Here is an 11311-nt window from a genome sequence, read left to right as displayed (position 1 = left end):
GCCGCAATCCCCGCCTTACGAAACGGCCGCCGCCTCGGCGGCCGTCTTCGTTTGCAGCGCCGGGTGCGCAGCATCCCGCGCCTCCCACCAGTCGCCGAGCGCATCGACCAGCGGCAACAGCGTCAGGCCGGATGGCGTGAGGTCGTATTCGACCCGCAGCGGATAGCCGTCGAACACCGTGCGCTGCACGATGCCCGCCTTTTCCAGCTTGCGCAGTTCGAGCGTCAGGATGCGGTGCGAGACGGTGGGATTGTCGCGCCTGAGGTCGCTGAAGCGCTTCGTTCCGTCCTTGAGGTAATAGATCAGCAGCGTCGGCCAGCGGCCGCTCAAGACCTGCATGACCTCCTCGATCGGGCAACGGGAAACGAGATCCTTCATGACGGGCTCCGGCGTGGTGACAAAAATGTGCGTAATTTACATGGGGGCAGGCAAGGCTTAGGTCCAGTGTCGCTGCGCAGCGTGGTCAACAGAAATCACGGAGAAGAACATTGGAACCGATCCTCGTCTACGGCTTCCCCGCCGGAAGCTCCATGGGCCTTGTCGCCGCGCTGGAGTGGCTGGGAAAACCCTATCGCCTCTGCCGCGTCGACATGCTGGGCGACATGCGCGACCCTGCCTATGCCCGCCTCAACGCCCGGCACGAGACACCCGCCCTCGTCACCGATGACGGCCGGGTGATCACCGAAACCATGGCCATCGCCCATTGGATCGCCGCACGCGACACGGAACGGCGCGTCAGCTTCGAGGCAACGGCGCCGGAAGCCGACCGCATGGTTCAGCTGATGGCCTTCCTCAACACCGGCTTCACCGGTTCCTTCAGCCCGCTCTGGTCGGCGCTCGAACTGGAGACACCGGACCCGGTGCTCGAAGATTCGCTGCGTCGCTGGGGCCGCGAGGGGGTCATCGAACGGCACGACAAGCTGGAGGCGATGCTCGGCGACACGCCCTATCTTGCCGGCGACCGTCCGACATTGGCGGACGGCGTGCTGATCGGCGTCGCGCGCTGGCTCGACTACCACGCCGTCGCCCCGGCAAGCCGCTGGCCCCGAATCGAGGCCATCCGCCGCCGGCTGGAGGCCGACCCTGCCGTCGTGTTCGCCACCGCACTTGAAAGCGGCGAGACACCGGCCGGCAACGGCGCCTTCAAGGGCCACGTTCCGCTTGCCGAGGTCATCGAGCGTTTCGGAAAGGCCTGAAGAAGGAAGGTCGGGCAAAAACCCGGCCTTCCTATCCTCCCGCAGAAAGCTCCAGCCGGCGCGTCACGCCGATCGCCGTCAGAAACGCCTCGTCATGGCTGACGACGAGGAGCGCGCCGTCATAGGCGCGCAGTCCCGCCTCCACCGCCTCGATCGAATCGATATCCAGATGGTTCGTCGGCTCGTCGAGGACCAGCAGCGCCGGCGGCCGGCCCCCGCCGAGCACACAGGCTAGTCCGGCACGCAGCAGCTGCCCGCCCGAAAGGCTGCCGGTGACCTGAAGCGCGGCATCCGCGCGGAACATGAAACGCGCCAGCGCCGCCCGGCAGGCATTTTCGCCGGAACCGGGGTTGATCCGGCGAAAATTGTCGCGGATCGACAGGGCCGGATCGAGCAGGCTCACCTTCTGATCGAGCATGGAGGCGTCCGTAAAGAGGCGCGCGCTGCCCTGCCACGGCGTCAGCGCGCCGATGACGAGCGCCAGGAAGGTCGTCTTGCCCGCGCCGTTCGGCCCCGCCACGGCCACCCGCTCCGGCCCGGTCAAGGTGAAGGAAAGGTCGCGGATGACCGGACGGTCCGGCCGGTAGCCGGCGGTGACGCCGTCCATCCGGAGCACCGTCTTGCCGGCGGCAAGATGGGTCGGCGGCACGCTGACGCTCAGCGGCTGGAGGATTTCGATGCGCTCGCGCGCTGCCGCCACCGCCTCGCCCGCCTGCGCCTGGCGGTCCTCGGCAAGCCGCGCATTGGCGCCGCCCGTCAGCTCGCTGCGCTCCTTCATCGCGCCCAGCATGATGCGCGGAATGTCGCCACGCGCTTTCTTGCGGCGGCCGGCACTGTCCTTGCGCGCCTTGCGCTCGGCAATGACTTGCATGGTGTGCGCCACCTCGGCGGCATGCCTTTCCGCATCCGCAAGGTCACGATGGGCGGCGGCGAGTTCCAGCGCCTTGCGCGCATGATAGGCGCTCCAGTTGCCGCCATAGCGGGTGGCGCCGAGCGTCGTCAGCTCGACGATGGCATCCATGGTCTCCAGCAGCGCGCGGTCGTGGCTGACGACGATCGCCCCCGCCCGCCAGCCGGCGAGCAGATCGATGACCGCCTGCCGCCCATCCCGGTCGAGATTGTTCGTCGGCTCGTCGAGCAGCAGGAAATCGGGCGCGCTGAAGATGAGGGCCGCGAGCGCCGCCCGCGTGCGCTGTCCACCGGAAAGGGCGGCAAGCGGCGTCTCCGCCTCCGCCTCCAGCCCGACGCGGGCGAGCGCGGCGGCAAGCCGCGCCTCCAGCGTCCAGTCCGCATCGGCAAGGGCCTCGGCGTCCGCCTCCCCGCGCGCCGCGCGGGAAAGCAGGTCGAGCGCCTCGACGATGCCGAACAGGCTGGCAACGGTTTCCTGCGGGTTGACCTGCACGCTCTGGCGCAGCAGCCCGACCGTGCCGTTCACGGCGACGGTGCCGGCCTGCGGCGTGAGCGCGCCGGTGACGAGCTGCAGCAGCGTCGTCTTGCCGACGCCATTGCGGCCGACGAGGCCGGCGCGCTCGGCGCCGAAGGTCAGGTCGAGATCGGAAAGGAGGGCGTGGCCGTCAGGCGTGGACCACCGGATTTTGGAAAGGGTGATGGAATGCGGCATGAATAGAGATTTCCCCGAGGACAAAACGAAGTCGGTTTGTGGTCGGGTTGAAATCCATGGTGCACCATCCGGTCGGCATTGCGTTGCCGGAAATCTAGGGTCGAACCGACCGCCTTGCAAGGGTGCGTCCGGTTCGTCCGGTTTTTTAAGGCTCAGGCCGAGGGCTGCTTCAGCCGCTTCGACCATTCGTCGGCCTTGCCCTGGCCGGCATCCTTCCAGGGCGAGCCCTTGAGGCCGAGCTTCGCACGAAACCCCATGGCCGAGATGATCAGGCGGTTCATGCCGGAGGCGATGAAGGGCAGCGAGGCGATGTGCAGACCGGTAAACGGCAGGAAGGGATTGCGGCGCAGCGAGCCGTAGATCTCGATGCGCGTCGTCGTCTTGTAGCTCGGGCTGCGGGCATGGAAGCCGTGCGTGTCGGCGACGACAAGCGTGTTCGCCTTCACCGTCATCTTGACCGGCTGGCCATAGCCCAGCGCCGTCAGCTCGTCCGGCATGATGCGCAGCGAGCCGCGGGCGGAATACTTGTTCTCGATCGCATCGGCATTCTCGCTGATGTCGCGCTCCCAGGCGAGGCGCTGCGGCGTCATCTCGTGCGAGCCGGGCACATAGGCGAACGGGCCGTCCTCCTCGCCGACATCGCGCAGGAACAGCCAGGCCTTGGCCGTCGGCTGGAACGTGTCGCTGTGCAGCGCGGTCTGCGGGTCGGTCGAACCCTGCGTGATGACGGACGGCAGCGCCATCACCACCTGCACGACGAGCAGCGGCTGGCCGGCATGGGACGAGACGTAGCGCAGGAGATTGCTGACGCGCGGGTCGTTGCGCGCCGCCTTGAAGCCCGGCAGGCTTTCGAGGTCGCTGTCGTCGATGATCGCGCGGCGCGTGACGGTTTCGCCCTGCAGCATGTCGTAGCGCTCGAAATCCCGCTCGGCGATCTCGCGGGTGACCGCGGCAAACACGTCGGGCGACAGGAAGTTCTCGATCTTCACGAAACCGTTCTCGGCATATTGCCGGCGGTGATCCGGGGCGACGAGGTTTTCCAGCTTCTTGCGGCGCCAGGCAGCCATGCGCATGGCAAGCGAAACGCGCTTCTCGTGCAAGCCCTTCCGGTTCAGCCACTTGCTGCCGATGATGGGGTTGTCAGCGAAGGATTTTGCGCCGGATGCGAGCTGAAGCGCGTACCAGGGGCTGAGCAAGATGGAGGAAATCCGCATGAATACCTGCCTGCAAGGGCCGGGGTTCCGCCATAGGCGGTTGCGCCATCCGGGCGCAGACCGGCTGTTGAGTTTGTCGAGAGTGCTACACCAAGGCCCATGGGAGATCAATTGCGCGCCACGGGCAAAAAGGTGAATACGCAACTCATATTTTGTGACCGACATTAATCACAAATCCGGGAGCACGTTGCGCTTCCCCCGCCAGGGCCTATGATAGGAACTGCATATGCGGCCGGAACGCGGCCCAACCAATTCACGGGATCGATGATGTGACCGGGCGCCTTCGCCTCCTCCTTGCCATTGCAACCGGCCTGCCGCTGCTCCTATCGGGCGGCACGGCGGCGGCGAACGTGTGCGAGCGCCTCCAGGCGGAGCTGGCCAACCTGCCCAAGGTGGTGGTCGATACGACGAGCGCCCGCAAATATGCCGGCGCGATCGCCCGCCAGAACATTCAGCTGCGCAAGGCCAAGAGTGACCAGCGCCGCCTTGGCTGCTCGGGCGGCAGCATCATCGTGGTCGGCGGGGCGAATGCCGAAGCTTGCGACACGCTCTCAAGCGTCATCGGCAAGATGGAGCGCAACCTTGAAATCCTCGACAAGAAGCGCCGCGAATTTGCCGGCGGCACCTCGTCGCAGGGCAAGCGCAGCCGTCTCACCGCCCTCCTGGCGAGCAACGGCTGCGGCAACGAGGCGAAGGTCATGCCGATCGCGGCGACCGAGACGCTGCGCACGCTCGATGAAAAGCGCACCCTGCCCCTCGGCACCGCGCCCGACGGCAGCGAGCGCCTGAAACTGCGCTCGCTCGGCGGCAGCAACGGCCATGGCAACCTGCGCACCGTCTGCGTGCGCACCTGCGACGGCGGCTTCTTCCCGATCTCGTCGGGCGCGACACCGCTCGACTTCCGGCGCGACCAGAAGGTCTGCGCCATGATGTGCCCGGAAACCGAGACCGAACTGTTCTACCAGTCGATGACCAGCGGCCAGGAAACCGAGCAGATGACCTCCACGGTCACGGGCCGCCCCTATTACGAAATGCCGAACGCCTTCTCCTACCGCACGCGCGACCTTTCCAAGCCCGGCGCCTGCGGCTGCAACCTCTCGGCCTACTACCAGGAGATGATCAAGCGCGAGAAGGCGCTGAAGGGCGACGACGCCGAGACCGCGCGCGCCGGCACCGCCGACGATTCCGACAGCGGCTCGATCACCACCATTCGCACCCTGCCGAAGAAGGAAGAGACCCCGGTCAAGATGCCGGCGAAGGTCGAGGAGCGCGACTACGACCCGGCCAGCAGCAAGGTGCGCACGGTCGGCCCGGTCTTCCTGCCGGCCAACGAATCCGCCATCGACCTCGGCCGCCCGGTGGATGCCGGCGTCAACTGACGCCTTCCTCCGGCCAGCGTTCCTCGAACACCAGGTCTTCCAGCGGCAGGCGTTGCCGCCAGCCCTTCACCGCCAGCTCCGGCTCACCGTAGAGTCGGTCGACGAAGCCGACGCACAGCCAGGCGACGATCTCGACATGGCCGGGTATGCCGAGGATCGAACGGATATCGCTGTCGTGGAAGATGCTGACCCAGCCGACGCCGACGCCTTCCGCCCGCGCCGCGAGCCACAGGTTCTGCACGGCGCAGACCGTGGAATAGACGTCCATTCGCGGGTTGTGCGTGCGGCCGAGAACCACGCTGCCGCCGCGGGTCGGATCGCAGGTCACGCAGATCGACAGCGGCGCCTTCAGGATACCCTCCAGCTTCAGCGCACGATACTGCGCCTGACGCTCTCCTTCGAACATCGCCGCCGCCTCGGCATTGGCTTTCAGGAAGGCCGCATGCACCGCCTGACGGGTCGCCGCGCTGCGCACCAACAGGAAGTTCCATGGCTGCATGAAACCGACAGACGGGGCATTGTGAGCGGCCTGCAGCAGGCGGCCGACGAGGTCGTCCGGCAGGGGATCGGTCAGGAACTGGTCGCGCACGTCGCGGCGCGTTTCGATGGCACGGTAGACGGCTTGCTTTTCCTCGCGGGAAAAGGCGCCCGCCCGGACCAGAGGGTCCAAGGGTTCGCTTCGCATCGTCATCTCCCCAACAATGCGTCACAACCTGCCGCCGTCCGCGCGGTTCGGTCTATCGTGCCAGGCCGGTCTTCTGACTTCGGGTTACGCGGCAGGCACCTGCCTTCCCGGTTGAACAACCAGTGGCAAAAGCCTGAATCGATTCAAGCTTTTACGGTGCAAACCATCCCCGTCACAGCGTTGGGCACGTTCCGGACCTGAGCGTTTCGCCCGCACCGGATTCCCGATTCTCCCGCCGGAGCGGGCACCTGACGCGAAGGATATGCGCATGGCTTGCGGGCACGATCAAGCCCGCCTGCGCCATGCACCGCCGTGCCTGCGCCTCAGAGCGGCGCATCCGGATGGGGCGAGCCGTCATAGGCACCCCAGATAGACTGGTCGAAGCAGATCACCGAGCCCGTCATCAGGCCGGATTCCGGCGAGGAGAGATAGGCGCAGGCCCGCGCCACCTCGGCCGGATCGACGAGCCGCCCGAAGGGCTGGCTTGCCGCCGCTTTCGCCAGCCAGTCGTCGGCCGCGCCATGGAATTCGCGCTGGATGCGATCCTCTCCCTCCGAGGCCATCCAGCCGATGTTGAGGCCGTTGACACGGATGCGGTTGCGCAGAACGGCATAGGCCGTGTTCTTGGTCAGCGTCTCGAGCGCGCCCTTGGAGGCACAATAGGCGGCGATGAAGGGCTGGCCGGCCTTGGCCGACATCGAACCGATATTGACGATGGTGCCCTCGGTCTTCTCGCGCCGCATCACCGTGATCGCCTCCTGCATGAGGAAGAACGGCGCGCGTACGTTGACCGCGAACATGCGGTCGAACAGCTCCGGGCTCGTATCGAGGATCGTGCCGCGGTCGGTGATGGCGGCGGCGTTGACCAGCGCGTCCACACGGCCGAAGGCCGCGTCGCAGGCGGCAATGACCGCGCGCGCATCCTCGACCACAGCGAGATCGGCCTTCACATAGAGTGTCGCAACACCCGTCGCGCCGGAAATCTCCTTGGCCTTCGCCTCGCCCTTGGCGGCATTGCGACCGCAGATGACGAGGCCCGCCGCACCCCGCTCGGCAAAGAGCCGGGCGATCGTCGCCCCCAGTCCCTGCGTTCCTCCCGTGACGACGGCGATCTTGCCGTCGAGCCGCGCACCTTCACTCATGCCATGCCTCCCTTGCAGACCGGCCGACACTGGCTCGCGAACAACGAGAAGCCGATCGACACATGATTCATTTCCGCAAGCAAATCCCCTATCGGGCTGTTTCTCAAGCCATTTCCGGAGACAGAGACCGACCGGACACGACTATCTTCAGACAGGGCCGGCGCCTGCTGCGGCGCATCCTGGCGGAAACCCCATGGAAACAAGGCGGTAGGCGCTTCAGTGCGCAGGGCGACTGGTCAGGCCGCGCGTACCGCATCGGCTTCGGCAATCGCGTCGCCAGCCATGTCGCCGACATGAACGGCTCGGTTGCGACCGGCATTCTTGGCCGCATAGAGCGCCGCATCCGCCATCACCATCACATCGTGCAGGCTACCACCATGGTCCGGGAACTGGGCAATGCCCGCGCTGCCGCCGATGACCAGAAGCTGCCCGTCATGGGCGATCGGTATTTGCGCATCCCGGACAAGGCCCTCAGCAAGCTCGAGGAGCATCTCGCGGCTGGAGACACCGCCAAGGAGCACGGAAAACTCATCGCCGCCGAGGCGGGCGACCGTACCGAGCGGGCCGATACGCTCGGAAAAGCGGCGTGCGACAGCCTGCAGCACCGCATCGCCAGCCGCATGGCCGTACCGGTCGTTGACGGCCTTGAACCGGTCGAGGTCGAGAGCGACGATCGAGAAGGGCTGGCTCTCGCCCTTGCGGATGGCATGGCGCACCTCTTCGTCGAAACCGCTGCGGTTCTTCAGCCCCGTCAGCGGATCGTGCTGGGCAAGGAAGGCGTTCTGCGCCTCGCTGCGCTGCAGTGCCTTGACCAGTGCAGAGAAGCGCAGCGTGACAAACAGCATGACGCCGGCAAAGACCAGCACGAACATCGCGATCTGCGGCAGTGCCGATTTCCAGACGAACAGGCCGGGCATGTTCGGCCGCCAGGAGGCGACCATCGGATTGTAGGTATCGGCACCGACCGGCGTCATCACCAGCCCCGGCTCCTGCGTCACGATGGGCGTGAAGCCGAGGTCGCGCAAACCGAGTCGCCGCTCGGTATTGGCCAGCATCTTCTGCGAAACCGGCTTGACGGTGATCAGCAGCGTCGGCTGCATCCGGCTTGCGGGAATGTAGAGCGACTTCGGGATAACTGCCTGCACGACGACGATGCTCATGACGCGGTCGATGAGGCGCATGCCGGAGACGTGGATTTCCGGCAGCGCCGGCGTCAGCAGGTCGGGGTCCTCCTTGGCGCCCTGGACCTGCCATCCGCCACGGTCGGGCGACAGCGCCTCGCGGTAGGCGCGCTCGGCCTTGAGCGTCAGGTCGCTCACCCAATGCAGCTTCTCGCGCGCCTTGCTTTCGGAAACCGTCTCGCCGCGATGCACGCCGAGCACCTTTTCCCCGTCCGGCGTGGTGAAGATCATCCAGGAAAAGCCGAAGTCGGCCCACATCCAGTCGCGCAGCTGATCCTTGACGAAGGCATCACCCGGCATGCCGTCCTTCAGTTCGTTGAAGGTCTTGTCCCAGAAGGACAACTGGCTCTGGTACTGCACCACCTGGTCGATCTGATGGCCGAATTCGTTGCGCACCAGCGTGCGCTCGGTCTCGGCGGCAAAACTGTCGGCCCGCTCAATGGCATAGTCCAGCACGAGATAGTTCGCGGCGCCGAACAGGACGACGATCATCACCGCCGCCATCCGGATCGCCAGACCAACCCCGCGTCGCCGCATTGAGCGGCCCACCTGCGCCTTGCCTGTCATCGTTTCCCTGCCTGTCCCCTGCCGGTTTCTCCGGCTTATGGGACGAAGGCTAAATGACAGACGGCAAAATTCGCTTAAATGAGCTGGTGAGCGAAAACTTAACTTCCGCCAGCCGGATCCGGGAAACCTGACGCTCCATCCTGCCGAGTCTCCTCCTCCGCCGAGAGCTTCCGGCAGATAGACTGCATCAGCACAAGATTGCGCTGGTCGCGCCAGGTGGTGACGACACCCCAGACGAGGAGCAGCAGGATGGAAAGGAAGGCAACGCCGAGAATGACGAGGCTGCCGGTTGCAAAGCCGTAGAAGCCGAAAACCGCCGGCGTAGCGAAATAAGCGATCTGCGCCGAAAGCTGCCGCCCGGCCGAAAGATCACTGAGTGACCACAGCCGGATCAGCCGGACTTCCTCCTCGGTGAAGGCCGGGCGCAGGCCCGGCTTGTCGGCGGGATCGCCCACGCCCTACCCCCGGTCGCGATAACGGTTGGTGATCGGATAGCGCCGGTCTCGTCCGAAATTCTTCTTGGTGATCTTCACGCCCGGCGCGGACTGGCGGCGCTTGTACTCGGCGATGTAGAGCAGGTGCTCGACGCGGTGCACGGTCGCCGCGTCATGCCCGCGGGCGACGATCTCCTCGGTGCTCATCTCGCGCTCCACCAGGCATTCGAGGATGTCGTCGAGCACCGGATAGGGCGGCAGCGAATCCTGGTCGGTCTGGTTGGGACGCAGCTCCGCCGACGGCGCCTTGTCGATGATGTTCTGCGGGATCACCTCGCCCGTCGGCCCAAGCGCGCCTGGCGGCACATGCGCGTTGCGCCAGCGCGAGATCGCATAGACCTGCATCTTGTAGAGGTCCTTGATCGGATTGAAGCCGCCGTTCATGTCGCCGTAGAGCGTCGCATAGCCGACCGACATTTCCGACTTGTTGCCGGTCGTCACGACCATCGAGCCGAACTTGTTGGACACCGCCATGAGAATGGTGCCGCGTGCGCGGCTCTGGAGGTTTTCCTCCGTAATGCCTTCCTCCGTGCCTTCGAAAAGCTCCGAAAGCGAGGAGAGGAAGCCGGTGACCGGGGCCTCGATCGGCACGATGTCATAGCGGCAGCCGAGCAGCCGGGCGCAATCGGCCGCATCCTTCAGCGAATCCTTCGACGTGTAGCGGTAGGGCATCATGATGCAGCGCACCCGCTCCTCGCCGAGCGCATCGACGGCAATCGCCGCGCAGATTGCCGAATCGATGCCGCCGGACAGGCCGAGCACGACGTTCTTGAAGCCGTTCTTGTTGACATAATCGCGGAAGCCGAGCAGGCAGGCCCGGTAGTCGGCCTCTTCCTTCTCGGGAATGCGCGACGCCGGCCCACCGTCGCAGACCCAGCCGTCCGCCCGCTTCTTCCAGGTGGTGAGCGCGATCGTCTCCTCGAACTGGCTCATCTGGAAGGCGAGCGACTTGTCCGCATTGAAGGCGAAGCTGGCGCCGTCGAAGACCAGTTCGTCCTGTCCGCCGAGCTGGTTGGCATAGAGCAGCGGCAGGCCGGTCTCGATGACCTGCTTCAGGACGACCTGGTGGCGGATGTCGACCTTGCCGCGATAATAGGGGGAGCCGTTCGGCGACAGCAGGATTTCCGCGCCGCTCTCGGCCAGCGTCTCGCAGACACCGAGATCGCCCCAGATGTCCTCGCAGATCGGGATGCCGAGACGCACGCCGCGGAAATTGACGGGACCGGGCATCGCGCCCTGGTCGAAGACGCGCTTCTCGTCGAACTCGCCGTAGTTCGGCAGGTCCACCTTGTCGCGCACCGCGATCACCTTGCCGTCGTCGATGACGGCGACCGCATTGTAGCGCCCGGTTTCGTCCTGCCTCGGAAAGCCGATGATGACGCCGGGGCCGCCCTTGGCGGTATCGGCCGCCAGATCATCGACCGCGCGCCGGCAGGCATTCAGGAAGGCCGGCTTCAGCACGAGGTCTTCCGGCGGATAGCCGGAGATGAAGAGTTCGGTCAGCAGCAGCAGATCGGCGCCCTGCCGGGCGGCGTCCTCACGGGCGGCGCGCGCCTTGGCAAGGTTGCCGGCGACGTCGCCGACTACAGGGTTCAATTGCGCAACCGCGATGCGCAGCGTCGCCCTGCCTTGATCGGAGGTCATGTCTTGATCGGAAGTCATGTCTGCGGACCCATCTCTTGCTGGTGTCCGAGCCTGCGGCCGCGCGTCGCTGTCGCCCTCTCGAACGGTCGACAAGCTCTTTAGAGCATGGCGGACGTTTTGGGAATGAAGCGCGGAGCGTTTGCCGGACCTTTCGGCGCAAGAGCCCGGTTTTCAACGGGTCCGCAGCG

At 65.9% G+C, this 11311-nt stretch carries 10 protein-coding genes and 1 riboswitch; of the genes, 2 read left to right on the top strand and 8 right to left on the bottom strand.

Annotation, left to right across the window (positions count from 1 at the left end; genetic code table 11):
- Positions 1 to 15: 15 nt before the first annotated feature.
- The gene (locus EXZ48_RS10150; protein ID WP_130515749.1) at positions 16 to 378 is read right to left on the bottom strand and encodes a helix-turn-helix domain-containing protein; all 363 of its coding nucleotides are present in this window, start codon (positions 376 to 378) and stop codon (positions 16 to 18) included.
- A 110-nt stretch (positions 379 to 488) separates the two neighbouring features.
- On the opposite strand from EXZ48_RS10150, the gene EXZ48_RS10145 reads away from it, so the two are divergent.
- Positions 489 to 1196, top strand: coding sequence for a glutathione S-transferase family protein (locus EXZ48_RS10145; protein ID WP_130515747.1), 708 nt, complete (start codon positions 489 to 491; stop codon positions 1194 to 1196).
- A gap of 31 nt (positions 1197 to 1227) precedes the next feature.
- Here EXZ48_RS10145 and EXZ48_RS10140 read toward each other — a convergent pair whose 3' ends face one another.
- A complete protein-coding gene (locus EXZ48_RS10140; protein ID WP_130515746.1) occupies positions 1228 to 2817 on the bottom strand; it encodes an ABC-F family ATP-binding cassette domain-containing protein in 1590 nt (529 codons plus the stop codon).
- A 152-nt stretch (positions 2818 to 2969) separates the two neighbouring features.
- Positions 2970 to 4031, bottom strand: coding sequence for a phytanoyl-CoA dioxygenase family protein (locus tag EXZ48_RS10135; protein ID WP_023513103.1), 1062 nt, complete (start codon positions 4029 to 4031; stop codon positions 2970 to 2972).
- Positions 4032 to 4300: 269 nt separating this feature from the next.
- Between EXZ48_RS10135 and EXZ48_RS10130 the strand changes: the two genes are divergently transcribed.
- Positions 4301 to 5410, top strand: coding sequence for a DUF2865 domain-containing protein (locus EXZ48_RS10130; protein WP_130515744.1), 1110 nt, complete (start codon positions 4301 to 4303; stop codon positions 5408 to 5410).
- Here EXZ48_RS10130 and bluB read toward each other — a convergent pair.
- From bluB to EXZ48_RS10105, 5 genes are all read right to left on the bottom strand, one after another.
- Positions 5403 to 6095: a 5,6-dimethylbenzimidazole synthase gene (gene bluB, locus EXZ48_RS10125; protein ID WP_023513101.1), complete on the bottom strand. Its 693-nt coding sequence runs from the start codon at positions 6093 to 6095 to the stop codon at positions 5403 to 5405. The two genes, EXZ48_RS10130 and bluB, sit on opposite strands and share 8 nt — an antisense overlap.
- Positions 6096 to 6140: 45 nt before the next feature.
- Positions 6141 to 6362, bottom strand: a riboswitch (cobalamin riboswitch).
- Between the two features lie 56 nt (positions 6363 to 6418).
- Positions 6419 to 7237, bottom strand: a complete 819-nt coding sequence (locus EXZ48_RS10120) for an SDR family oxidoreductase (RefSeq protein ID WP_023513100.1) — start codon at positions 7235 to 7237, stop codon at positions 6419 to 6421.
- A gap of 236 nt (positions 7238 to 7473) precedes the next feature.
- Complete coding sequence (locus tag EXZ48_RS10115; protein ID WP_130515742.1) at positions 7474 to 8985, bottom strand: diguanylate cyclase domain-containing protein; 1512 nt, start codon at positions 8983 to 8985, stop codon at positions 7474 to 7476.
- A 98-nt stretch (positions 8986 to 9083) separates the two neighbouring features.
- Positions 9084 to 9440: an ammonium transporter gene (locus EXZ48_RS10110; protein WP_130515740.1), complete on the bottom strand. Its 357-nt coding sequence runs from the start codon at positions 9438 to 9440 to the stop codon at positions 9084 to 9086.
- A gap of 3 nt (positions 9441 to 9443) precedes the next feature.
- Positions 9444 to 11123: an NAD+ synthase gene (locus tag EXZ48_RS10105; RefSeq protein ID WP_130515738.1), complete on the bottom strand. Its 1680-nt coding sequence runs from the start codon at positions 11121 to 11123 to the stop codon at positions 9444 to 9446.
- Positions 11124 to 11311 lie beyond the last annotated feature (188 nt).

This window comes from Shinella sp. JR1-6 (assembly GCF_004284735.1).
GTDB lineage: Bacteria > Pseudomonadota > Alphaproteobacteria > Rhizobiales > Rhizobiaceae > Shinella.
This window is presented reverse-complemented; position numbering and strand designations above follow the sequence as displayed.

Bases quoted from the DNA above. Each gene is read 5' to 3' on its own strand.
- EXZ48_RS10150 (WP_130515749.1), bottom strand. From the start codon at position 378: ATGAAGGATCTCGTTTCCCGTTGCCCGATCGAGGAGGTCATGCAGGTC.
- EXZ48_RS10140 (WP_130515746.1), bottom strand. From the start codon at position 2,817: ATGCCGCATTCCATCACCCTTTCCAAAATCCGGTGGTCCACGCCTGAC.
- EXZ48_RS10135 (WP_023513103.1), bottom strand. From the start codon at position 4,031: ATGCGGATTTCCTCCATCTTGCTCAGCCCCTGGTACGCGCTTCAGCTC.
- bluB (WP_023513101.1), bottom strand. From the start codon at position 6,095: ATGCGAAGCGAACCCTTGGACCCTCTGGTCCGGGCGGGCGCCTTTTCC.
- EXZ48_RS10120 (WP_023513100.1), bottom strand. From the start codon at position 7,237: ATGAGTGAAGGTGCGCGGCTCGACGGCAAGATCGCCGTCGTCACGGGA.
- EXZ48_RS10115 (WP_130515742.1), bottom strand. From the start codon at position 8,985: ATGACAGGCAAGGCGCAGGTGGGCCGCTCAATGCGGCGACGCGGGGTT.
- EXZ48_RS10105 (WP_130515738.1), bottom strand. From the start codon at position 11,123: ATGACCTCCGATCAAGGCAGGGCGACGCTGCGCATCGCGGTTGCGCAA.